Annotated in this window: 23 protein-coding genes; 10 read left to right on the top strand and 13 right to left on the bottom strand. The window is 62.9% G+C overall.

The features are described from left to right. Positions 1-60: 60 nt before the first annotated feature. From BM118_RS02420 to BM118_RS39885, 5 genes are all read left to right on the top strand, one after another. A complete protein-coding gene (locus tag BM118_RS02420; RefSeq protein WP_210189028.1) occupies positions 61-390 on the top strand; it encodes a hypothetical protein in 330 nt (109 codons plus the stop codon). Continuing rightward, entirely contained in the window at positions 366-767 is a 402-nt protein-coding gene (locus BM118_RS02415; protein WP_244550036.1) for a helix-turn-helix domain-containing protein, read from the top strand. The genes BM118_RS02420 and BM118_RS02415 overlap by 25 nt, the downstream gene beginning before the upstream one ends. Positions 768-770: 3 nt before the next feature. Then, positions 771-1,781, top strand: coding sequence for an ImmA/IrrE family metallo-endopeptidase (locus BM118_RS02410; protein ID WP_092181726.1), 1,011 nt, complete (start codon positions 771-773; stop codon positions 1,779-1,781). 293 nt (positions 1,782-2,074) lie between these two features. Further along, positions 2,075-2,464, top strand: a complete 390-nt coding sequence (locus tag BM118_RS42130) for a C1 family peptidase (RefSeq protein WP_244550035.1) — start codon at positions 2,075-2,077, stop codon at positions 2,462-2,464. Then, positions 2,436-3,266, top strand: coding sequence for a thymidylate synthase family protein (locus BM118_RS39885; RefSeq protein ID WP_143099400.1), 831 nt, complete (start codon positions 2,436-2,438; stop codon positions 3,264-3,266). Before BM118_RS42130 ends, BM118_RS39885 begins: the two co-directional genes overlap by 29 nt. On the opposite strand, the gene BM118_RS02400 is transcribed toward BM118_RS39885, so the two are convergent. The 4 genes from BM118_RS02400 to BM118_RS02385 all read right to left on the bottom strand — a co-directional run bounded on the left by BM118_RS02400 (position 3,179) and on the right by BM118_RS02385 (position 7,111). Continuing rightward, on the bottom strand, positions 3,179-3,886 hold the full coding sequence (locus tag BM118_RS02400) for a uracil-DNA glycosylase (RefSeq protein WP_092181721.1): 708 nt from the start codon (positions 3,884-3,886) through the stop codon (positions 3,179-3,181). The genes BM118_RS39885 and BM118_RS02400 overlap by 88 nt on opposite strands. Then, entirely contained in the window at positions 3,883-5,031 is a 1,149-nt protein-coding gene (locus BM118_RS02395; protein WP_092181718.1) for a nucleoside triphosphate pyrophosphohydrolase family protein, read from the bottom strand. Before BM118_RS02395 ends, BM118_RS02400 begins: the two co-directional genes overlap by 4 nt. Positions 5,032-5,360: 329 nt before the next feature. Further along, a complete protein-coding gene (locus BM118_RS02390) occupies positions 5,361-6,524 on the bottom strand; it encodes a CmpA/NrtA family ABC transporter substrate-binding protein (RefSeq protein WP_092181715.1) in 1,164 nt (387 codons plus the stop codon). Further along, positions 6,521-7,111, bottom strand: a complete 591-nt coding sequence (locus tag BM118_RS02385) for an ANTAR domain-containing response regulator (protein WP_011087344.1) — start codon at positions 7,109-7,111, stop codon at positions 6,521-6,523. The genes BM118_RS02390 and BM118_RS02385 overlap by 4 nt, the downstream gene beginning before the upstream one ends. Positions 7,112-7,225: 114 nt before the next feature. Between BM118_RS02385 and rimO the strand changes: the two genes are divergently transcribed. Then, complete coding sequence (rimO, locus tag BM118_RS02380) at positions 7,226-8,551, top strand: 30S ribosomal protein S12 methylthiotransferase RimO (protein ID WP_092181713.1); 1,326 nt, start codon at positions 7,226-7,228, stop codon at positions 8,549-8,551. A 297-nt stretch (positions 8,552-8,848) separates the two neighbouring features. Here rimO and BM118_RS02370 read toward each other — a convergent pair whose 3' ends face one another. From BM118_RS02370 to BM118_RS02360, 3 genes are all read right to left on the bottom strand, one after another. Then, on the bottom strand, positions 8,849-9,268 hold the full coding sequence (locus BM118_RS02370) for a carboxymuconolactone decarboxylase family protein (RefSeq protein WP_092181707.1): 420 nt from the start codon (positions 9,266-9,268) through the stop codon (positions 8,849-8,851). Next, positions 9,201-9,632: a MerR family transcriptional regulator gene (locus tag BM118_RS02365; protein WP_092181703.1), complete on the bottom strand. Its 432-nt coding sequence runs from the start codon at positions 9,630-9,632 to the stop codon at positions 9,201-9,203. The genes BM118_RS02370 and BM118_RS02365 overlap by 68 nt, the downstream gene beginning before the upstream one ends. 157 nt (positions 9,633-9,789) lie before the next feature. Further along, positions 9,790-10,737 (bottom strand): hypothetical protein, encoded by a 948-nt coding sequence (locus BM118_RS02360; RefSeq protein ID WP_092181700.1) that lies wholly within the window; start codon positions 10,735-10,737, stop codon positions 9,790-9,792. Between the two features lie 124 nt (positions 10,738-10,861). Between BM118_RS02360 and BM118_RS02355 the strand changes: the two genes are divergently transcribed. The 3 genes from BM118_RS02355 (at position 10,862) to BM118_RS02345 (ending at position 14,242) form a co-directional block, all read left to right on the top strand. Beyond that, the gene (locus BM118_RS02355) at positions 10,862-12,010 is read left to right on the top strand and encodes a tetratricopeptide repeat protein (RefSeq protein WP_244550034.1); all 1,149 of its coding nucleotides are present in this window, start codon (positions 10,862-10,864) and stop codon (positions 12,008-12,010) included. A gap of 127 nt (positions 12,011-12,137) precedes the next feature. Continuing rightward, positions 12,138-12,779, top strand: a complete 642-nt coding sequence (locus BM118_RS02350) for a hypothetical protein (protein WP_092184208.1) — start codon at positions 12,138-12,140, stop codon at positions 12,777-12,779. A gap of 266 nt (positions 12,780-13,045) precedes the next feature. Further along, the gene (locus tag BM118_RS02345; protein ID WP_092181694.1) at positions 13,046-14,242 is read left to right on the top strand and encodes an acetylornithine transaminase; all 1,197 of its coding nucleotides are present in this window, start codon (positions 13,046-13,048) and stop codon (positions 14,240-14,242) included. A gap of 148 nt (positions 14,243-14,390) precedes the next feature. Here the strand turns inward: BM118_RS02345 and BM118_RS02340 are convergent, their stop codons facing one another. The 3 genes from BM118_RS02340 to pcsA form a co-directional block, all read right to left on the bottom strand. Continuing rightward, the gene (locus BM118_RS02340) at positions 14,391-15,365 is read right to left on the bottom strand and encodes a quinone oxidoreductase family protein (protein WP_092181691.1); all 975 of its coding nucleotides are present in this window, start codon (positions 15,363-15,365) and stop codon (positions 14,391-14,393) included. A 92-nt stretch (positions 15,366-15,457) separates the two neighbouring features. Then, on the bottom strand, positions 15,458-16,183 hold the full coding sequence (locus tag BM118_RS02335; protein ID WP_092181688.1) for a TerC family protein: 726 nt from the start codon (positions 16,181-16,183) through the stop codon (positions 15,458-15,460). Then, positions 16,180-16,947 carry a phosphatidylcholine synthase gene (pcsA, locus tag BM118_RS02330; RefSeq protein ID WP_177233955.1) on the bottom strand — a complete coding sequence of 256 codons (768 nt, stop codon included), beginning with the start codon at positions 16,945-16,947 and terminating at the stop codon, positions 16,180-16,182. Before pcsA ends, BM118_RS02335 begins: the two co-directional genes overlap by 4 nt. An 87-nt stretch (positions 16,948-17,034) precedes the next feature. Here pcsA and BM118_RS02325 point away from each other — a divergent pair, with 87 nt between their 5' ends. Next, positions 17,035-18,219, top strand: coding sequence for a UbiH/UbiF family hydroxylase (locus tag BM118_RS02325; RefSeq protein ID WP_092181685.1), 1,185 nt, complete (start codon positions 17,035-17,037; stop codon positions 18,217-18,219). A gap of 82 nt (positions 18,220-18,301) precedes the next feature. Here BM118_RS02325 and BM118_RS02320 read toward each other — a convergent pair whose 3' ends face one another. Genes BM118_RS02320 through BM118_RS02310 form a run of 3 tightly spaced genes read right to left on the bottom strand, consistent with a single transcriptional unit; the run spans position 18,302 to position 21,518 of the window. Continuing rightward, the gene (locus tag BM118_RS02320) at positions 18,302-19,225 is read right to left on the bottom strand and encodes a dihydrodipicolinate synthase family protein (protein WP_092181681.1); all 924 of its coding nucleotides are present in this window, start codon (positions 19,223-19,225) and stop codon (positions 18,302-18,304) included. Between the two features lie 27 nt (positions 19,226-19,252). Beyond that, positions 19,253-20,425: a M24 family metallopeptidase gene (locus BM118_RS02315; RefSeq protein WP_092181678.1), complete on the bottom strand. Its 1,173-nt coding sequence runs from the start codon at positions 20,423-20,425 to the stop codon at positions 19,253-19,255. After that, positions 20,418-21,518, bottom strand: coding sequence for a mandelate racemase/muconate lactonizing enzyme family protein (locus tag BM118_RS02310; protein ID WP_092181676.1), 1,101 nt, complete (start codon positions 21,516-21,518; stop codon positions 20,418-20,420). Before BM118_RS02310 ends, BM118_RS02315 begins: the two co-directional genes overlap by 8 nt. Between the last annotated feature and the right edge of the window lie 10 nt (positions 21,519-21,528).

The following is a 21,528-nucleotide window of genomic DNA, read 5'->3' as shown; positions in this document are numbered from 1 at the left end:
AAGTCTGAAATTCAGACATATAATCGCTGCATCGTCCCAAATACACACACGAGTGATGGTATGACGGTCCTCCTCACTACGCCTCTTGTGGTCGCTTTTCCCGCGACCGCCGTTGCCGCGTGTCTGCACGACGAACTGGCTGAGGCGGTGAAAGTCGAAGCAAGCCTCAGGGGCCTAACCTTACCCTCATCACCTGCCGATCTCGCGAAGGCCCCGGTCTCCATCGACTCCCTCGTCGCTGTCTCAATCCTCTCCGCAGTCGAGCCGATCGTGGGGTTCGAACTTCCGGACCATTTGGTGCGGACAGGTGGATACAGCTCGATCGAAAGTGCACTCGGACATCTGCTGCCCCGCATCGAGGGGCAATGGAAAAAGAAGAACGGAAGCTAACCATGAAAAATCCAGTTCAGCAGAATGAGACCGATGAACAGGAGCGTCGGCGCCTCGGCGACAAACTCCGGGAAGCTAGAAAATATTTGGGGCTCAAACAGGAGGAGGTTGCGGCCTACTTGAAGATACCTCGGACCGCTCTGACGGACATTGAAAATGGACAGCGTCGTGTCGAGGCTATCGAACTTGCTCGTCTCGCAAGGCTATATCGGCAGCCGATGGGATATTTCACCGGCGAGGAGGACGCTTCTGCCAACCTTCCTGTTGATGTCGCACATCTAGCGAGGCGTGCCGCTAATCTGTCACAACAAGACCGCGACGAATTGAGCCGGTTTGCGGAATACTTAAGGGCTCGGTCTCTCGCAGGGAGGCAGTAAGGCATGGCAACCAGCTACGCAGGCGCCGTCCGGGCTGGAACCATGGCCGCAGCTAGGGTGCACCGCCAACTGGGTCTCCAGGAGAACATCACCCAGTTCGGCGGAAACGTTGACGTCTTCGCCGCCATTCACGCACTAGACCTGCCTTTGCTGGTCCGCCCTCTAAAGGGACTACTCGGAGCTTATCTTAGCCAGCCGGCCCCGGGCGTCCTTGTAACGACAGAACGCCCGATGAGCATCCAACGCTTCACGGCCGCTCATGAGTTGGGGCATTTCGCAATGGGCCATGAGCCAAGTCTCGACGACGAAAACATACTCAGACGCATGCCATTAAAGGGAGGCAAGGACGAAAACTTCCAGGAGGTGGAGGCCAATGCGTTTGCTGTCGCCTTCATGCTACCTCGATGGCTGATCGCTTGGCATTCACAGCGTCAGGGTTGGACGGTCGATGCGTTTCGTCGTCCCAGCACGATTTATCAACTGTCGCTTCGGATGGGAGCCAGCTATGAGGCTACGTGTTGGACTCTGGCCCAAAACCAACTGATCAAACCTAACCAGGTCCAAGAGCTGCTTCAAACGCAGCCACGCGAAATGAAGGTCGGCCTACTGGAGGGCTACAAACCTCAGGACTATCGCGGCGACGTGTGGCTGTTGACCGAACGCGACGCCGGCACTCGGATCGACGGAAGCCGAAATGATCTATTTGTTCTTCGGCTCGAAGAGCACAGTGGGGGTGGCTACCTGTGGGATATCGATCAATTGAGGGCGAGCGGTTTCGCGGTGGTTCGCGACGCGCTTGAGTCCCACAATGATGACGGTGTTGGCAGTCATGTCATTAGGCGCGTTACCGCAGCTCCAAACGAAAGTCGTCGCGGTAGGATGTCGCTAGAGGAGCGTCGCCCCTGGGAAACTGATCAACCACTAGCGACACTGAATGTAGATTTCGACCTCACTGGTCCGGAAGAGGAAGGGCTGTCGCGAGCCGAAAGAAGAGTTCTACTTGAGGCGGCATGAGTAAGATTGTGCCGGCTAAAGACCTACGCTCGATGTTTGGCCCCGCACGGAACCAACTGGCGCGCCCAACGTGCCTCGCGTTTGCGGCCAGCGATGCGCACGCTGCGATGAGGTCGGGATGGGCTCCCTTGTCTTGCGAGTACATCTTCTTCCACGCTCAGCGCCGTGCAAACCGCTTACCGAGCGTTGGTGCTATTCCCTCCAAAATGTTGGAGGCGATCCGCCTTGACGGCCAACCTGAGGAAAGCGGGTGGCCGTACTTGAGCGCGACGCCAGTAGACTCGGGATCATGGATGCCACCTGCGGAGGTGGGCGCGTTGTACCGACGAAATGGAACAACCCCTGTCCCTACCTTCGATGCTATCGTCGGCGAGATCACAAACGAGCATCCCGTTATCCTTCTCACTATGCTGTCTCGCTCTTTCTTCCGACCATCATCGGAGGGCGTCGTTCATCCGGAGGCAGCTGAGGATCCTGAGCCGGAACGTCGTCATGCGGTGATCGGAGTCGGTCACGGTACTGCCGACGGGCATCGCGCCATTTTGGTACGGAACAGTTGGGGGGCCGGCTGGGGTAAGGATGGTTATGCCTGGCTGACGGAAGCTTTCTTAAAGCCGCGGCTGTTTGCCGTTGCGATGTTGACGGAGAACCTGAATGTACCTGCCAATTCCCCAGCAGCATGATTGTGCAAGCGCTTGGCGCGAGGCAGTTCGTGAGGTCGATGCTCGCCCCGGGCATTCGGCATACAACGTCATAATTGACGTCGCTGATCCGCTCGCAAGTACAACGCGGCAAGATCCTCGGGTCGCGGTGGTCGACGATTTCTTGAACGGTTTTGACAAGTCGGTTGAGACCGTTGCGAACACTATTATGCCCGCCGGGCTTTACCGCCGGTACGGCGCACCAGCATTCTTCGAGGTGTTTCATCAAAAGGTACTGCCAAAGGTCCAGAGAAACAGCCGATGGTCCGGATACTATTTCGAGAGAATGACCCGAATACCGAATCCGCCTGACGAGCCGATCAATCAGCTTTGGGAGATAGTAGAGCGCATCCGTGACGACAATGTCCGGGCGCTCAACAAATTCGAACTAACCGTCTTTGACCCTGCGCGTGACGTTGACGATTCTCCCTACGGCGGACAATGCCTCAGCCATATGAGCTTCAAGCTATTGCCCGGGGCAACAAAAACACTGGCGCTGACGGCAGTGTACCGCAATCACTTCTATATCGAGAAACTGCTTGGCAATCTGATTGGGCTCGGTCGTTTGATGGAGTTCGTGGCGAAGGAAGGCGGCGTCTCCGTAGGAAATCTAACCGTCGTATCCACGCACGCCGAGATCGATCAACCCGGCAAATGCAAGCGCCCCGCCATCAGCGGCTTGCTGACACGCTTCGATCAGGAATGTTTAGCCTTGGGAGCTACACAATCACCATCGAAGGGCAACTCCAGCACTGTCGGCTCGACGATAGCTGGTAGCCCATAAATTGCGTTGATGCCTGCAATGAACTCGGCTTGCCCTCCATAACTCGGATGGCGGACAGTTTCGACCGGTATGCTCAGACTGTTCAGCGCAATGCTTGCATCGCGTCCGATTGCAACGATACGGCGCGGCTTGAGCATAGAAATGAGTGCAAGCAAGAGCGGCCAAGTCGCCTCACGTTCTTGGCGAGTGTGGCAGCGATTGGAGAGCGGGTTCGCGCCTTCGTACGGATGGAAGGGAAATACGTTCCACAACATCGCCGGCTGATTGATTCGCGCCAGGACGGTCCAAATGATCGCCGCGGTGCGTTCCGCGACCGGAGGTCCCGACGTTGCCCGATCCAGCGATATGCCACCTAGCATCGCAGCAGCTCGGCCAAGGTGCACTTCGTCGGTGAGCGGGATGCCTGTTCGGCGACCGCCACGGTATCCCAGGTCGCGGGCAATCCAGAGGGTATCGACACGAGCATCTACAGCCGCTTCAAGGAAGCGTATCAGGTTCCTCTTTCGGACCCTCGGCCCATCACGTCGATCATGAAGCTCACAGCATTCGACGTAAGGGTTGAACACAGAAGGAAGACGCACCTGAGCCAAGGTTTCGGCGAATAGCTTGGGTGTGTTCAAGGTAATTTCTCGACCGTAAGCGTGTGGCGGTTCATATCGATCTTGACGAGGCCGCGACGGTGCTCTCTCAAGAATCGGAAAGCAGCATACCCCGTTAGAATGGCTTCTTCCCAGACCCACAATGGCCTGCTCTCGACTTCATAGCCGGAAACGAATTGACGAACGTGCTTCAATAGATCGAACGGCAAGTCACCGGCAGCCATGCCCGCGAAGAGATTGAGGTTTACTGCTTGCCCAAATATCCAGGTCGTCACTCCCTCCTCGATGAGCATAGCTCGCGCACCGTCTTGGGCTTCATCAATTTTAGGAGCGCTTTTTCTTTTGAGCCGGAAGAGCCCTCGAATCACCGGTGACCAGCTCAGGACCGCGACATAAGCATAGTGGAACACGTCATGAAAACGGTAGTCGTCCGGAGTCATTGCGTTATCGGTCAAGCGGTCGCCTATATTGATACCATTGCACCGCTGAAAGACGTACGTCTTGCCTCCGACTTCTCGCTCAAAAACTTCGACAGACAATGTGCGGGGTAGCTGTTCTTGCTCCGCTGCCTCGGCATCAAGAGCTGCGGGATAGATCCGTTCCTTGGGCCATCGGTCGAAGATTTTCGACAGGTTTTTGACAGCTGCAGCTTCCAGTGTAACGCCTGCCTCGGTCGCGGCCTTGATCAGGGTGCGAGTGATCGGAATAAGGCGCCCGGCCAGCGCGGACTGGTTATCTCTCAGCCGCCCAGCCTCCTGGTCAATGATCAGCAATCCAACTTCACCAGCCAGTTGAAGCAGGGTCTGTTCGAACGTTGGGCTGGGTGAACCGGTCTGGGGCATAATCGGGGGCTGTAACGCCGCAAACGACGAAACCTCCTGACCGAAGCTTTTCGAGATGATCTCCTGAAGAGTGAGGCCACCCCTGGCAGCGACCACTGTCAAATACCAAAGGACGTCTCCAAGTTCATCTACCACAGCGCCCGCATAGCCGATGTAAGAGGCTCGGTCGCGGTGTTTCTTTTTGACCTCGCTGAGAAGGCTACCAGTTTCGCCGAAGAGCCCGAGGAGCGGGAATGTCAGTGACCCAGCATCGCTCCGCTGGTCCGTCGTCAGAGCCTGTTCCACGTAACCCTTGATACTGAGAGGAGCAAAGTCGTCCTTCACTGCGTATCCCCCGCTTCTTGCCGCGTAAAAGCTGTACTACAGCAAGGGGACGACTGCTGGTAGTTAGACGAATTGCCGCCTTTCCAGTGCGCTCGACAACCAGTCAGAGGCGACAATTGGATTAGTTGCTTTGGCCCTTTCCGACATGGACGTAAACGGGCGCCCATTCAGAGAGAAATAACTCTCAGAACTGGCCGGATTTGCCCCCATCAATCGATGACAGAAGAATCGACTATTCTTAAGTAATATCAATAGCTTATAGTTATAATCGCCAGGCCCCATACATCCCAGCTGAAGTCGATGGGAGGAAACTCACTGAGAGTTGGATTTTAAGCCTTCCAACGCCCGACTTCGAAGGCCTCGAGATGCCCCCTGATATTGTCGGGATCGAACACGGGGCCGGCGAATGCCCCGAACGCCGCGGGAGCCTCACTGGGCGGCCGGCTCCCCAAGGCTGCATCATAAAGATCCGGCCTGAACACGGCCATCGCCGTCTTGACGCCATCCGGCGTCAGCGCCGTCTGCCCCCAGCGCACCATCTGCGCGTAGAGCCAGGCGGCCTGGACCGGGTCGGGGCGCCCTGCCCCTTCGCGTCCGACCAGCAAGTAACGGCCGCTTTCGCGGAAGGTGCCGTCGGGCGAGATCTTCAGCCGTCCCGTGAGCGTGCGCTGGATCACCTCGGCATCGACGCCGATCCGCTCCGGCTGCGCCAGGATGCGCGCCGCCTCGATGCGGTTCTCCGGATGCTCGATGAACTCGGCGGCCTTCACGGCCGCGCGCACGAGGCTGGCGACCATGTCCGGGTTTTTGTCGGCCCAGGTCTGGCGGACCGCCAGCACCTTCTCCGCCGCGTGGACGAGGATGTCGGAGACGAAATGCAGGATGTGGCCGATGCCGAGATCGACCGCGATCGAATTCCAGGGCGCGCCGACGCAGAACGCATCGACATGGCCGTTGGCGAGGCTGTCCACCATGTAGGGCGGCGGCAGCACCACCAGCCGCACGTCCTCGTCGGGATCGACGCCGGCCGCCGCCATCCAGAACCGCAATTGATAATTGTGGGTCGAGAACGGAAAGGTCATGCCGAAGGTCAGCGGATCGGCGCCGGCCTTGCGCCGCCGGGCAACCACCCGCGCCAGCGCTTTCGCCGTGACGAGCGGATCAAAGCGGTCGCCGTCGATCTGCTCCATCAGCGCGGCATGGAGCGCCGGCGACACCGTGATCGCGTTGCCGTTGATGCCGAGATTGAAGGGCGCGGCGATCGGCACCTTGACGTGGCCGAGCCCGAGCGAGGACGCGATCGCCACGGGCGCCAGCAGATGCGCGGCGTCGAACAGGCCGATATTGAGCTTGTCGCGGACGTTGGACCAGGACACCTCGCGCACCAGTTCGACGTCGAGGCCTTCGGCGGCGGTAAAGCCCTTGTCGACGGCGACGATCAGCGCGGCGGCATCGACCAGCGGGATGAACCCGATGCGGAGCGGTCCGGTCATTTCAGCATCTCCGACGCGGTGATGATCGACTGGGCGATCTCGCCGATTTTCTTCTTTTCGCGCATCGCGGTGGAGCGCAGCAGCACATAGGCCTCGTCCTCGGTGAGGCCCTTCACCTTCATCAAGATGCCCTTGGCGCGCTCGATGATCTTGCGGTCCTCGAGCTGCGACTTGGTGCGCTCGAGTTCCTCCTGGAGCTTGGCGAAGGCGTTGAAGCGGGACACGCAGAGGTCGAGGATCGGCTTGATGCGCTCCTTCTTCAGCCCGTCGACGATGTAGGCGGATACTCCCGCCTCGACCGAGGCCTGGATCGAGGCTGAATCGCTCTGGTCGACGAACATCGCGATCGGCCGGCGCACGGCGCGGCTGACCTGGAACATCGCCTCCAGCACGTCGCGGCTGGGGTTTTCCAGATCGATCAGGATGATATCGGGATCGACCGCATAAATACGGGCCAGCAGGCTCTGCATCTCGCGGATATGGGCGACCTGCGTGAATCCGGCCTCCCGCAACCCCTCCTCGAGGATCGCGGCCCGGATCGGACTTTCGTCGACGATCACGATTTTGGGCGACTGTTCGGCGCTCATGGCTCACTCACGACAGGTGATTCATCCATAGCACGCCGGAACGCCCTGCAAAGGGTTGTAATTGACAGCATTTAGGACTAGCTCCTGCCGATCAATCAGGCAGATTCAACAGATATGCAACAGACGGCTGCGCCCAAGGTCAGCTTCGTGTCGCTCGGGTGTCCCAAGGCATTGGTGGATTCCGAGCGCATCATCACGCGCCTGCGCGCCGAGGGCTACGAGCTCGCCCGCAAGCATGACGGGGCCGACATCGTCATCGTTAACACCTGTGGCTTCCTCGACAGCGCCAAGCAGGAATCGCTCTCGGCGATCGGCGAGGCCATGGCCGAGAATGGCAAGGTGATCGTGACGGGTTGCATGGGCGCGGAACCCGAGCAGATCGAGCAGGCCTATCCCGGCGTGCTCTCCATCACCGGCCCGCAGCAATATGAGAGCGTGCTGGACGCGGTCCACCGCGCGCTGCCGCCCGCCCATAATCCGCATCTCGATCTGGTGCCGCCGCAGGGCATCAAGCTGACGCCGCGGCACTACGCCTATTTGAAGATCTCCGAGGGCTGCAACAACCGCTGCACCTTCTGCATCATCCCGAAGCTGCGCGGCGATCTGGTCTCGCGCCCGGCCGACGACGTGCTGCGCGAGGCCGAGCGGCTGGTCGGCGCCGGCGTCAAGGAGCTGCTGGTGATCTCGCAGGACACCTCGGCCTATGGCGTCGATCTGAAATACGCCGAGAGCCCGTGGAAGGACCGCCAGGTCCGCGCCAGATTCCTCGACCTCGCGCGCGAACTCGGCGAACTCGGCGCCTGGGTCCGGCTGCAATATGTCTACCCCTACCCGCATGTCGACGAGGTCATCGCGCTGATGAACGAGGGCAAGGTGCTGCCCTATCTCGACATCCCGTTCCAGCACGCGAGCCCCGAGGTGCTGAAGGCGATGAAGCGCCCGGCGGCGCAGGACAAGACGCTGGCGCGGATCAAGCGCTGGCGCGAGGAGTGCCCTGACCTGGCCCTGCGCTCGACCTTCATCGTCGGCTTCCCCGGCGAGACCGACGCGGACTTCGCCTATCTGCTCGACTGGCTGGATGAAGCCGAGATCGATCGCCTCGGCTGCTTCAAGTACGAGCCGGTCGCCGGCGCGACGTCGAACGCGATCGCCAATCCGGTGCCGGAAGAGGTCAAGCAGGAGCGCTACAACGCGCTGATGGCGCGCCAGCAGAAGATCTCCGCGCGCAGGCTGAAGCGCAAGGTCGGCACGCGCCAGCAGATCATCATCGACGAGGTCGGCCCGACCGTCGCCAAGGGGCGGTCCAAGGCCGACGCGCCTGAGATCGACGGCGCCGTCTATTTGTCGAGCCGCCGCCCGTTGCGCGTCGGCGAGATCGTCACCGCGAAGATCGAGCGCGCCGACCAATACGATCTGCACGGCAGCGTCGCGGGGTTTTGACGCGTCAACGATCGCTGCTCCTACCGATCCAGCCGCGAACTCGTCGCATGTGAACATGCACAAGAGGTCGTCGTCATGCCCGGGCTTGTCCCGGGCATCCACGTTCTTCGTGCTGCGCGGCAAGGCGTGGATGGCCGGGACAAGCCCGGCCATGACGCTGCGGGAGCCTCGGTGCCCCAAACTCTCGAAGATCAGACCGTCGCTGGGCTAACGTGTAGTCACGCCCGCCATTTCGGGACCCAGCCGCCGCTCCAGTTGGACACATAGACCATTCCGTCGGCGCCGACGGCAAGTTCGTCATGTCGCTTCTCCCGACGCCTGCCATCCGTCATGCGCGGAAAACACCTCCTTGGCTGCGAACAGCCCGTTCACCGCCGCCGGGAAGCCCGCATAGACGGCCATCTGCATGATGATCTCCACGATCTCGTCGCGAGACAGCCCGACGTTCAGACCCGCCTCGATATGCACTTTGAGTTGAGGCGCGGCATTTCCGAGCGCCGTCAGCGCGGCGATCGTCGCGATCTCTCGATCGCGCAGGCCGAGGCCCTCGCGGCTGTAAATGTCGCCGAAGGGAAACTCGATCACGTATCGTGCGAAATCCGGAGCGATGTCGGCGAGTGAGGCGACGACCTTTTCGCCGGCCCTGCCGTCAATGCGTGACAGGGCCCGCTGGCCGCGATCGAAGCGGCTTTCGGCTTGTGGTTGGGCGTGCGTCATTTTCCTTCGTCCTCTGTTCGTCGCCGGCATAGCCGGCGATCTTGGTATCAAGGACGAGCAGGCATTCCTGGAGTTCGGCAATCTGCGTGCGAACCTGTTCCCGGTGGATTTCCAGCATCTGCCGCCGGGCTGGCCCGGTGGCTTCGCCTTCATCACGAAGCGCAGCATAACGCAACATGTCCCGGATCGGCATTCCCGTAGTCTTGAGCCGATCGAGGAATGCGATCCATGTGAGGATCGATGCGTCAAAGTCGCGCTGGCCGGAACGATCCCGGTCTGCGTATGGCAGCAGCCCGATGCGCTCGTAATAGCGCAACGTGTGAGTCGACAAGCCGGTTCGTTTTGCGAGGTCGCCGATCTTCATGTGTGCCCGTTCTCGTACTGACGCACGTACAGATACCCCTTCGAGCGCGCTCTAAGTCAAGGGGGATCGAAGGTGCCGTTCCCGCGAGGTCAAGATGGCACGACAGCAGAAGATTTCGGCGCGCCGGCTGGGCGGCAGCATCGCGGGATTCCGAGCTTCAGGATGCCGCCAGCCATTTCGGCACCCAGCGTGCCGGACGCGGTGCGCGGGCGAGATCGGCCTTCGCCTCGGACAGCAGCGCAGGCGCGCCGTCGATGATCGGGCGCAGATCGTATTCGAAGTTCGGCATGACGCGGCCGTCGGCGTAGAGCCCGAAATTCATCGCGTACCACAGCCCGAGCTCGGGCTGCGCGCGGCGCATCTCCTCGCGCAGATCACGCAGCAGGGATTCGATCGAAGCTGCTTCCTCGAACGGCTGCGGTCCACGCGTGAGGACGCGCGCCTGATACTGCGCGCCCGATATCGCGACCTCGAAGTTCGTCTTGTCCCAGGGCTTCTTCCCCTTCGGCAGATGCGCAGCCAGCCGCCAGCCGAGCTCGGCCATCAGGCGATGATTGGCCCAATAGTCTTCGCGGTCCCGGCTCCATTTTTCCACGAAGCCGCGAAAGTCGGGAAGCTCCGACGGTGCGTCGTCCGGCGTCATCGGCTCGCCGGCCGGCCGTCCGGCGAGCCACCGCGCGAGCTCGACTGTCTGACACTCGACCTCGTCATGCGGCAGCAGGTCGCTCCAGGCGTTCCCGAATTGCTGCGACGTCAGTTTTGCGAGCAGACCGTCGAGGCTCGGCGCGAGCAGCTCGTAGTCGCCTTCCGACCCGAGACCGACGATCGGCGGATTGTCCCGGTCGAGACCGGCACCGTACCACCCGCCGACGGCCGAGCCGTCGGGCAGCCGCATGAACAACGAAAACCTGTCGCGCAGGGGACTGCCGTCGACGATCGGCGCATGATCGGAGAACTGCCCTTGCAGGGAGAAGCAACCGACGCTGCCCCAGGGGCGCCCATTCAGCCAATCGGCGAAATCGACAAGCAGGGATGGCGCTTCGATGCCCGGCGGAAATGCGCCGCGAATGCTGTCGAGGTCGATCGGGTAAGGCGTGTCGGACAAGGCTGAATACTGTCTGGTTGGTCCCGCCAGTGTTGGTCTCAACGATCCGGCGTCCGGTTCGAACCAATTCGCGTCCTTCGATCACAAACGCGCCAGAGGCTCAATGGTTTCTGCGCGGCAATCGATGAAATACAATCACAAGGCTGGTATCCGGGGCGGGCTGTGCGCGACCGGCACTGCATTGATCCTGCTTGCACTTCCCGCCGCGGCGCAATCACCCTCACCCGCGCAGGCGCGGCAATGGTGTTTCGGCACCGACAAGGTCGGCGACGACCGGCGCCTCGCCGGTTGCTCGGCGGTGCTGCAAGCCAATCCGTCCAATGCGCTCGCGCTTGCCAACCGCGGCGAGATCTTCCGGCGCAAGGGCGAAACAGAGCGGGCCGTGGCCGATCTCAACCGCGCCATCGATCTCGATCCGAAGGATGCCGTCGCCTGGTACAATCGCGGCATCGCCTATGACGATCTCGGCGATCGCGACCACGCCATCGCCGACTATACGAGCGCGATCCGGCTCAAGCCAAACGACGCGCTCTATTACAACAACCGCGGCAATTCCTACATCGGCAAGAACGACTACGCGCAGGCGCTCGCCGATTACGATCGGGCGATAAAGATCGATTCGAAATTCGCGCTCGCCTATTTCAACCGCGGCACGGCCTATCGCGAGCACGGCGAGGCCGACCGCGCGCTCGCCGATCTCGACATGGCGATCAGGCTGGATCCCAACTATGGGCCGGCCTATGGCAACCGTGCGCGCATCTTCCGCGACAAGGGTGACCGGATACGGGCACTGGCCGATTTCGGCAAGTCGCTTCAGCTCACGCCGAACAACGACCGCGACGCCTATGCGCGCGCGAACATGTATTTCGACGACCACGATTACGCGCGGGCGCTGGAGGACTACGACCGCGCGATCAAGGCCAATGCGAGCTACGCCGGCGTGTTCAATGCCCGCTGCATGACGCGCGCAATCGTCGGCCGCCTGCAGGAGGCATTGGCCGATTGCGAACAGTCGCTGCGGATGCGCCCGAACGATCCCAACACGCTGGACAGCCGCGCCCTCGCCCACCTCAAGCTCGGCAATCTCGACGCGGCGATTGCGGACTACGACGCGGCGCTGAGCGCAAAGCCGGAGCTCGACAGCGCACTCTACGGCCGCGGCCTTGCGAAACGGAAAAAGGGCGATGCTGAAGGCGCCGAGCGGGACATCGCGGCGGCCAAGGCCATCAACGCCGGCATCGCCGATGTGTTCTCCCGTTACGGCGTGCAGTAGCTTCTCTGCCGCAACGCCATCGTGCCGCGCACGACCGCATGCCGGAATGTGACACTATAATGCATTCACGCGGAGGTCACGGACTCGTCCTAACTCTGCCGCGCTTTCAACGCGAGCGAGGATGATGATGAGCCGCCTCTCGGACATGCTGCGCACGCAGCGCTTCGACGATTACCGCTTCTACCACCAGAGCACCGTCAACCAGACGCTGCATCTCTTCAGCGCCGTGATCTTCCTCGGGTGCTATGCGCTGCTGTTCAGGGACCCAGCGCTCGCCGGCATCGTCGGCTGGGTTGCGATGCTGACGCGGCAGACCGGGCATTTCTTCTTCGAGCCGAACGGCTATGACGCCGTCAACGACGTCAGCAACGCGTACAAGGAAGCCGTCAAGGTCGGTTACAACCAGACCCGCAAGATCATCCTGCTCCTGGTCTGGGGCAGCGCGCCGCTCGCGCTGTACGCGTTCCCTACTCTGTCCGGACTGTTCGATCCGCCCGCCACGCGTCTCGACTTCATCCGCCACGTCGGCGCGCTCTGGCTGGCGATCGGCGTCGGCGGTGGACTTGCGCGCATGATCCAGCTCTTCGTCACGCGCGATGTCACGACCGGACTGGTATGGGGATTCAAGGTGCTGACCGATCCATTCCACAACATCGCCCTGTACTGGACATCTCCGCTCAAGCTCATGCGCGGCGAGCTCATCGACACCGCGATTGCGGATGCGGATTGGGGTGCGGATGACGCCGAAGAAGCTGCGCATCCGACCTGAGCGATGCACGCCAGGGATGTGTCTCGCAAAACACCCGCTTGACAAGCCCTGCCGTTCGGCTGTAGGGACGCGGCCCATGATCAACTCTCGGACCCATCTGCGCCAGGCCATGCGTCGTCGCTCCCGCGACGATGATGGGGTGCGCCATGTCCGACGACGCCGCTGAAGCACTGATTTCAGCCAGTTTTCGAGAAAGGCCGCACCCGCAAGGTGCGGCCTTTCTGCTTTTTGCGCGCCTTTTCCACCCGCCTCCAGAGGAGTTCGACATGACCACCGCCACCCATCCGTATGACGCGCTGATGGACATCACCGCCCGGCCGAAGGCCGTGTTCGTCCGCGGCGCCGGCTCCTACCTCTGGGACGACAGCCGCAAGCGCTATCTCGATTTCGTGCAGGGCTGGGCCGTCAACTGCCTCGGCCACTCCCCGCCCGCGATCGCCGATGCGCTTGCCAGTCAGGCCCAGCGGCTCCTGACGCCAAGCCCGGCCTTCTACAACGAGACCAGCCTCAAGCTCGCGCAGGCGCTGGTCGCAAACAGTGCCTTCGATCAGGTGTTCTTCGCCAACTCCGGCGCGGAGGCCAATGAGGGCGCGATCAAGCTCGCGCGCAAATACGGCAGCCTGCACAAGGGCGGCGCGTTCGAGATCATCAGCTTCGAAGGCGGCTTCCACGGCCGGACACTGGCGACGATGTCGGCCTCGGGCAAGAAGGCGTTCGAGCCCCTGTTCGAGCCGAAGGTCGCCGGCTTCAAGAAGGCGAAGCTCAACGACATCGCCTCGGTCGAGAAGCTGATCAACGACAACACCGTCGCTGTCATGCTGGAGCCGATCCAGGGCGAATCCGGCGTGTGGCCCGCGAGCGATCAGTTCCTAAAGGAGCTGCGCGAGCTCACCGAGGCGCACGGTCTGCTGCTCATTTTCGACGAGATCCAGACCGGCATGGGCCGGACCGGAAAGCTCTTCCACTACGAGCATGCCGGCATCGCGCCCGACATCATGACGCTCGGCAAGGGCATCGGCGGCGGCGTGCCGCTCGCGGCCCTGCTTGCGACCAAACGCGCCGCCTGTTTCGAGCACGGCGACCAGGGCGGCACCTTCAACGGCAACCCGATCATGTGCGCGGCGGGCCTTGCGGTGCTGGAGGAGGTCGGCAAGCCGGACTTCCTGAAGGCGGTCACCGAGACCGGCCTCCTGCTCGAAAGCGAGTTGCAGAAGGTCTCGGCACGGCACGGCCTCGGCGCCGTGCGGGGGCGCGGCCTGCTGCTGGCGCTCGACCTCAAGCTGCCGATCGCGCCCGGCATCGTTGCGCAGGCATTCGAGGCCGGCGTGCTGCTGAACGCACCGCAGGTCGACACGCTGCGCTTCATGCCGGCGCTGAATGTCACGCGGGCGGAGATCGCCGAGATGATCGACTGCCTCGACGCGATCTTGACCAAGGCCGGCGCGGCGAGACGCGTGGCGTAAGGCCAGTCTCGTGCCCCGGACGCAGCGCAGCGCCCCTTCGGCGGTGCGCTGCAGAGCCGGGGCCCATCTCGCCGCATCGTGTGTCGCATCTGGGTCCCGGCTCTGCGCCGCAACGCTTGCGCGTTGCGGCTTGTCCGGGACACGGGAGCTACGGCTTCAAGATCGACGCGCCGGTGGTCTTGCGGCTCTCGAGATCGATATGCGCCTTGGCGGCGTCCTTCAGCGCGTAGGCATGGTTGATCGGCACGTGCAGCTTGCCGTTGATGACGGCGGCGAACAGCGTGTCGGCGCCTTCCAGCAACTCCTTGCGCGTGCCGACGTAGTCGTTGAGCTTCGGCCGGGTCGCGAACAGCGAGCCGTGATTGTTGAGCTCGGCGATCGCGAACGGCGGCACGGGGCCCGAGGCGTTGCCGAACGAGACGAACATGCCGCGCGGCTTCAGGCAGGACAGCGAGCCCGGGAAGGTCGCCTTGCCGACGCCGTCATAGACGACATCGCAGCCCTCGTTGCGGCTGATCTGCTTCACGCGCGCTACGAAGTCCTCCTCGTTGTAGAGGATGACGTGGTCGCAGCCGTTGGCTTCCGCAAGCTCGGCCTTCTCGCGCGAGCCGACCGTACCGATGACGTGTGCGCCGAGCGCACTCGCCCATTGGCAGGCGAGCAGGCCGATGCCGCCGGCGGCGGCATGGATCAGCACGCGATGATGCGGCTCGACCTTGAAGGTCTTGTGCAGCAGATACCAGACCGTGAGCCCCTTGAGCATCAGCACGGCGCCCTGCTCGTGGGTGATGTGGTCGGGCAGCTTGACCAGCTTCTCCCAGGGGATGTTGCGCTCGCCGGTATAGGCGCCGAGATTGTGGTAGTAGGCGACGCGGTCACCGGGATGGAAATTCGTGACGCCCGGTCCGACCGCGATGACCTCGCCCGAGGCCTCGTTGCCGGCGATGAAAGGCAGCTCCGGCGCCTTGTAGAGGCCGGTGCGGTAATAGACGTCGATGAAGTTCAGGCCCACCGCATGCTGGCGGATGCGCACCTCGCCGGGGCCGGGCGCCGGCACGTCGACGCTCTCGTAGACCAGGGCTTCGGGGCCTCCGACCTTGTGCACACGGACGGCTTTGGTCATTGCCTGACCTCCTCTCGGTCGTCTTGACGGCAAGCGAAAGACATCACGACCACGTTGTCAACTCGACGCGGAATGGAACGGACCAAACGCGACTATTTGCTGGCCTTCCTGCGGTTACGCTTGGCCAGCACGTTGAAGAATTCCACCGCCGCCGAGAACGCAATTGCGAAATAGATGTAGCCGCGCGGGATGTGGAATTGGAAGCCATCTGCTACCAGCGCGACGCCGATCAACACCAGGAAGGCCAGCGCCAGCATTTTCGTGGTCGGATGCTCCGCGACGAATCGCGACACCGGCCCCGACGAAAGGTACATGATCAGGCAGGCGATCACGACGGCCGCGATCATGATCTCGATCTCCTGCGCCATGCCGATCGCGGTGATGATCGAGTCCAGCGAGAACACGATGTCGATCACGATGATCTGGACGATCACCCAGAAGAAGGCGTTGCGGCCGGAGGCCTGATCGCCCTCGCCGTCATCGGCTTCGACCTCGGCGTGGATCTCGTGCGTCGCCTTCGCGATCAGGAACAGGCCGCCGCCGATCAGGATGAGGTCGCGCCAGGAGAAGTCGTTCCCCTTCATCGAGAACACCGGCGCGGTCAGGCCGATCAGCCAGACCAGAACGCTCAGCAGGATGACGCGGAAGACCAGCGCCAGCGCGAGCCCGATCTGGCGGGCGCGTTGCGCCTGCTTCTCGGGGATGCGCGAGACGATCACCGACAGGAAGATGACGTTGTCGATGCCGAGCACGATCTCGAGCGACGTCAAGGTGAGCAGCGCGGCCCAGGCCTCGGGGCTGGTGAGCAGATGCATCATACGAAGGATCTTGCGAAGCGGATCAATGCGTCGCTGAAGCTGATCCAGAGCGCGATGCCGCACAGCGCGAGCGTCACGCCGGTACCGACGTGAAAGTCCATGTCCAGCGTGTAGAGGGAAAGCACCGCCCAGATCGCGATCAGCGACATCGTCAGCCAGCGCAGCCGCACGACGCGGACCGGATGCAGCACGTGGAACGGCACGAAGGTCAGCACCACGAGGGCCGCGACCAGCAGCGTCGACCACAGCGGCGGCCAGTGCAGCAGAAACAGGTAGAACGCGGCCGCGTTCCACAGCGCCGGGAAGCCGCGGAAATGATTGTCGTCGGCCTTCATGCGCAGGTCGGCGAAATATAATGCGCTGGTGACGATGATGGCGACGCCGAGCAAGGGAGCCGCGATCGGCAGCAGCAGCCCGCTCGCCACGATCGCGTAGGCCGGCACGAACACATAGGTGACGAAGTCGACCACGAGATCGAGCACGTCGCCCGACCAGTTCGGCTGCACGTTCTTGACGTCGAGCCGGCGCGCGATCGGACCGTCGATCGCGTCGATGATCAGCGCGACGCCCAGCCATTGAAACATCGCCGCCCAGTGCTCGCGGACGGCCTCCAGCATCGCCAGCAGCGCGATGGCCGCGCCGAAGGCGGTGAAAATGTGCACCGAGAAGGCCGCGGCGCGGATCGCCGGTCTCGGCTTCAGGGAATCCTGCTGGGTATCCATGGCTTCTGCTATCAGAATGAGACTGGTTTGCACATAAGCCATTGTGGCGCCCGGTCGCACAATTCGCCATAAAATCAGGGAAAAATAGGTGGGCTTGAATTTGCCGCGGGGCGTGTCAAATGTCGTTCCATGACAGACGCATCGACACTCTTTGACGCAGCCGTGATCGGCGGCGGACCGGCGGGCCTTGCGGCGGCCGTCGCCTTGGCGCAGGCAGGTGCACGGACCGCACTGGTGGCGCGCCGCGTGCCCTATGCCGACAATCGCACCACCGCGCTGCTCGGTGCCTCGATCGAGCTCCTGGAGAGCCTCGACGTCTGGCCGCGCTGCAAGGACAAGGCGGCCGCGCTCGAAATCATGCGGCTCGTCGACGACACCGGCCGGCTGTTCCGGGCGCCGGAGGTCCGTTTCTCCTGTCACGAGATCGGGCTCGACGCCTTCGGCTACAACATCGACAACCGCGCGCTGATGCTGGCGCTGGAAGAGCGCGCGGCCGAGCTGCCCGGGATCGTCCGGTTCGACGACGAGGCCGAATGCGTCGTCGTCGAGGCCGACGACGTCGCGATCCGCACCGCCTCCGCGCAATTCCTCACGGCCCGGCTCGTGGTCGGCGCCGACGGCCGGCATTCGCTATGCCGGGAGGCAGCCGGCATCGAGGTGACGCGGCGCGAGCTGACGCAGACCGCGCTCACCTTCAACGTCGGCCATGCGCGGCCGCATCGCAATGTCTCGACCGAGTTCCACACGCCGCACGGTCCCTGCGTGTTCGTGCCCCTGCCCGGCAACCGCTCCAGCATCGTCTGGGTCGCAGCTCCCGCGGACGCCGAACGGCTGCGCGGTCTAAGCGACGAGGAGCTGTCCGCGGCGATCGAGAAGCAGTCGCATTCCATTCTGGGACGCATGGCGGTCGAGCCCGGGCGCAACCTGTTCCCGCTGACGATCGAACGTCCCAAATCCTTCGGGCGCGACCGCATCGCACTGGTCGGCGAAGCCGCCCATGTCGTTCCCCCGATCGGCGCCCAAGGCCTCAACCTCGGCCTGCGCGATGCCGCCGACATTGCCAGGCTCGCGGGCGAAGCCATCGCATCGGGCCAGGACCCCGGCGCAGCCGACGTGCTCCAGCGCTACGACCGGGCGCGGCGCCCGGACATCCTGAGCCGGACCTTTGCAATCGACATCGCCAACCGCTCCCTGCTCAACGATTTCCTGCCGCTCCAGCCGGTCCGCGCTGTCGGCATGCACCTGCTCGGCGCCATCGGCCCGCTCCGGCGTTTTGCCATGCGGGAGGGGCTGACGCCGACCTGGCGGCGGTAGCTGAACCTGGGGCGCGACTAGAACAACGGGTCGCTCGCCATAAACTTATGTTTTAACAACGCTTTTCGAATCTCCACCGCCATCAGGCCGCGAGATCGACGCAGCTGCGCCGATCCGTAGCGAGCTTCTGGAGTGCCTCGGCAACCGCCGCGACCTTGCCGACCTCGAGGTCGCGCAGCGGCGGACGTACCGAGCCGCCGCTGAAGCCGCGCAAATTCATCGCGGCCTTCGTCGTCTGGGGCTGCCCAAACTCGCGCGCCAACGCGCGGAGCGGATACCACAGCCGGTGAAGGTTTCGCGCCGTCGTCGCGTCGCCGGCTTCCAGCGCCCGATAGGTCGCGAGAATGAGCTCGGGCAAGGCGCAGCTGTTGGTCGAGCTGACGCCGTCGAAGCCGCACATCACGGGTCCGAGGAATGCGAGGTCCGAAGCACAGAACAACCGAATGCGTCCGAACAGCCGATTTGCGATCTGATCGATGGCCGTCGGCGAGAGATCGCCCTGCTTCACACCGACCACGCCCGGAATGTCCGCAAGCTGCTCCAGCGTCGACGGCGACAACGTGATGCCGATGCCCGGCGCATTGTAGACGAGCACGCCGGTCCGAGAGAGCGGAACCACGTCTCGAAAGAACGTCACGATCTGAGCATCGGTGACTTCCGAGACGTAAGGCGGCGTCACCATCGGCAAGCCGCCGAGATCTCCGGCAAGCGTCGTCAGTTCGCGAACCACGCGAACATCGGAATCGGCGGTGCACAGCATCACCGGAACACGATCGCCGACGATATCCATGACGCGCCGGAATAGAGCAGCCCGCTCCTCGGTCGACATGGCCGGAAACTCGCCATAGGTACCGCCAATGAGGATGCCGTCAAAACCGAGACCGATGACCCGCTCGATATTGCGCGCCAGGCCCGCATGGTCGAAGGCTCCGTCGGCCCTGAACGGCGTAACCGTGATGTTGAAGAGCCCACGCAGTCGCGCGTGGCATTCAGTGATGTCCTTCATGAGGTCTGTCCTCGGCTCAAGTTGACGTCAGCCCGCGACACGCAGGATGGAGCGATCGATGGTGCTGAGCGGCCGGCAGCCGGTTTCGGTGACGATGACGGTCTCGCTGACGCCGACGGTGAATTGGCCGAAATCCCGCATTGCGACCGGCAGATGGAACGTCATGCCCGGGCGCAATTCGGTGGTCACTCCCGTGTACAGGCTGAGCACGCCTCCCTCGCCCCAATCGGGCGCAAAGGCGATGCCGATGCTGTAGCCGACCCGCTTCTTGAAGTTGTCGGTATAGCCGGCGCGATCGATGATCCGCTGACAGGCCAGGTGTGGCGCCTCGCAGGGCGCGCCCGGCTTGATCGCCTCGAGCGCCGCGGAGAGTCCATCCTGACAGGTCTTCTCCATGTCGATCGCGCGCTGCGGCATGGCACCAATCCAGGCGCTACGCATCAGCGCCGCGTGATAGCGATCATGGCTGGCGGCCATTTCCAGAAACGCGGGATCGTCGGCTCCGATCCGTCCACGCCGCCAGGTGCCATGCGGCACACCGCTGCGGCGGCCGACGGAGACCAGCGGCTCCATGCCGACATATTCGGATCCCGCGGCGATCGACGTTCCCACCATCGCGGAGACGAGGTCGTTTTCGCTGGCGCCGAGCTTCACCGCGGCAAGTCCTGCGCGCATGCCGGCTTCGACATAGGAAGCGGCCGTTGCGATCTTCTCCAGCTCGGCCGCCGACTTCACGATACGGAGCTGCTCGATGATCCCAGCCCCGTCGTGGAGCTTCCCAAGCTTGTCCTGGAGCGCCTCGTAAGTCGCGACCGGCAGGAACCAGCCGCGCTTGTCGATCGCAATGCGTTTGGCGGCCCAGCCGCGCGCCTTGATGACGTTCACCAGGAAATTCACCGGCTGGTCGCCGTCCTGGTAAACCTCCGCATCGGCAATGAACGTGTTCGCGATGAAGTTGAAATATTCGAGCTGACGGATGACGAAGGCCGGCTCGCCTTCGACCGGCAGGACCAGCGCCTGGAAGGTGTAATAGCCCGGTGTCTGCTGACCGGTGAGGTAGAAGATGTTCTCCGGTCCGGTGACGACCATGACGTCGATGCCGGCCTTGGCGAGGAGCGCGCGTGCACGTGCGACCCGTCCGTCATATTCCTGTTTCGGGAAGGCTGATTCAGATCCCTGCTGCACGCTCTCGTTAGTCATATCTCTCGTCTCCGATAAGCTTGGTGGTGGCAGCGTCGAACCTGACCCCGAGGCCAAGGGCGCCTTCTGCATGGACCGTTCCCGCGGTGTAGGAGATGCCCGAGGCCGGATCATCGAGCAGCCCGTCGGCCCCGTAGAGCTCGGCGAATTCAGGCATGGTCGCGCAGGCGACGTGCAGCGCCGCCGCGGTGGCCGCGGCTCCTTCGTTCATCTGGCCGATCATGAAGGGCACGCCGGCCGCCGACAGCTTCCGCGCCGCCGCGACGGTCGGCGCAATGCCGCCGAGCTTCACCAGCTTGAGGTGCGCAAACACCCGCCCCTCATAGGCACATATCCGTGTGACATCGCCGATTGAGGCGATGCTCTCGTCGAGCATCACCGCAATCGAGCTTCGCCGCGCGAGTTCATCGATGCCCGCCCAATCGCCGGCCGGCACCGGCTGCTCGACATAGACGAGATCGTAGGCGGCGAGCGCGTCAAGCCTTGCCAGCGCCTCGTCGGCGCTCCATCGCCCGTTGGCATCGGCTGCAATCTTCACCCGCCCGCCAAAACGCTCCCGCAGAGCCGCGATGCGACGCAGATCCCCGGCAAACTCCCCGACCGCGATGCGCACCTTGAGATCCGTATAGCCGCGGTCGACATAAGCCTGCGCCTGCGCGAGAAAATCCTGGTCGGAAGACCAGAACAGGGTCTGGTTCGTCTTGCAGGCCACATCCTGCGCCGGGGCGCCGAGCCAGGCGGCAACAGTCTTGTTCGCCCGGCGCGCGACGAGATCATGCAACGCGCAATCGATCAAGGTACGGACCGGCGCGATATAGGGCGTCTCCCAAAGCGTCATCATCGCGATCAGATCGAGCGGAGCGCGCCGCCAGTCGACGTCGCGAATTGCGGCGATAGCGGACTCCACCACGGTGCCTTCGTCATAGCCGTTGAGGTAGGCGATGTTGGCCCTCACCTCGCCGACGCCGACCGTCTCGCCGTCGTCGAGCCGCAGGTAGACTTCCTTCAGCGAGGGAACGCTGCCTGACGAGGCGGTGTGCAGGACGAGCCCGCCGCCATAGTGCAGATCGGCCAAGTGCAGTGAAACGCGCAAATGTGCGGAT

It is taken from the genome of Bradyrhizobium sp. cf659 (assembly GCF_900113725.1).
In the GTDB taxonomy this organism is placed as follows: Bacteria; Pseudomonadota; Alphaproteobacteria; order Rhizobiales; family Xanthobacteraceae; genus Bradyrhizobium.
This window is presented reverse-complemented; position numbering and strand designations above follow the sequence as displayed.

Bases quoted from the DNA above. Each gene is read 5' to 3' on its own strand.
- BM118_RS02420 (WP_210189028.1), top strand. From the start codon at position 61: ATGACGGTCCTCCTCACTACGCCTCTTGTGGTCGCTTTTCCCGCGACC.
- BM118_RS02415 (WP_244550036.1), top strand. From the start codon at position 366: ATGGAAAAAGAAGAACGGAAGCTAACCATGAAAAATCCAGTTCAGCAG.
- BM118_RS02410 (WP_092181726.1), top strand. From the start codon at position 771: ATGGCAACCAGCTACGCAGGCGCCGTCCGGGCTGGAACCATGGCCGCA.
- BM118_RS42130 (WP_244550035.1), top strand. From the start codon at position 2,075: ATGCCACCTGCGGAGGTGGGCGCGTTGTACCGACGAAATGGAACAACC.
- BM118_RS39885 (WP_143099400.1), top strand. From the start codon at position 2,436: ATGTACCTGCCAATTCCCCAGCAGCATGATTGTGCAAGCGCTTGGCGC.
- BM118_RS02390 (WP_092181715.1), bottom strand. From the start codon at position 6,524: ATGACCGGACCGCTCCGCATCGGGTTCATCCCGCTGGTCGATGCCGCC.
- BM118_RS02385 (WP_011087344.1), bottom strand. From the start codon at position 7,111: ATGAGCGCCGAACAGTCGCCCAAAATCGTGATCGTCGACGAAAGTCCG.
- rimO (WP_092181713.1), top strand. From the start codon at position 7,226: ATGCAACAGACGGCTGCGCCCAAGGTCAGCTTCGTGTCGCTCGGGTGT.
- BM118_RS02370 (WP_092181707.1), bottom strand. From the start codon at position 9,268: ATGACGCACGCCCAACCACAAGCCGAAAGCCGCTTCGATCGCGGCCAG.
- BM118_RS02365 (WP_092181703.1), bottom strand. From the start codon at position 9,632: ATGAAGATCGGCGACCTCGCAAAACGAACCGGCTTGTCGACTCACACG.
- BM118_RS02355 (WP_244550034.1), top strand. From the start codon at position 10,862: ATGAAATACAATCACAAGGCTGGTATCCGGGGCGGGCTGTGCGCGACC.
- BM118_RS02350 (WP_092184208.1), top strand. From the start codon at position 12,138: ATGAGCCGCCTCTCGGACATGCTGCGCACGCAGCGCTTCGACGATTAC.
- BM118_RS02345 (WP_092181694.1), top strand. From the start codon at position 13,046: ATGACCACCGCCACCCATCCGTATGACGCGCTGATGGACATCACCGCC.
- BM118_RS02340 (WP_092181691.1), bottom strand. From the start codon at position 15,365: ATGACCAAAGCCGTCCGTGTGCACAAGGTCGGAGGCCCCGAAGCCCTG.
- BM118_RS02335 (WP_092181688.1), bottom strand. From the start codon at position 16,183: ATGATGCATCTGCTCACCAGCCCCGAGGCCTGGGCCGCGCTGCTCACC.
- pcsA (WP_177233955.1), bottom strand. From the start codon at position 16,947: ATGGCTTATGTGCAAACCAGTCTCATTCTGATAGCAGAAGCCATGGAT.
- BM118_RS02325 (WP_092181685.1), top strand. From the start codon at position 17,035: ATGACAGACGCATCGACACTCTTTGACGCAGCCGTGATCGGCGGCGGA.
- BM118_RS02320 (WP_092181681.1), bottom strand. From the start codon at position 19,225: ATGAAGGACATCACTGAATGCCACGCGCGACTGCGTGGGCTCTTCAAC.
- BM118_RS02315 (WP_092181678.1), bottom strand. From the start codon at position 20,425: ATGACTAACGAGAGCGTGCAGCAGGGATCTGAATCAGCCTTCCCGAAA.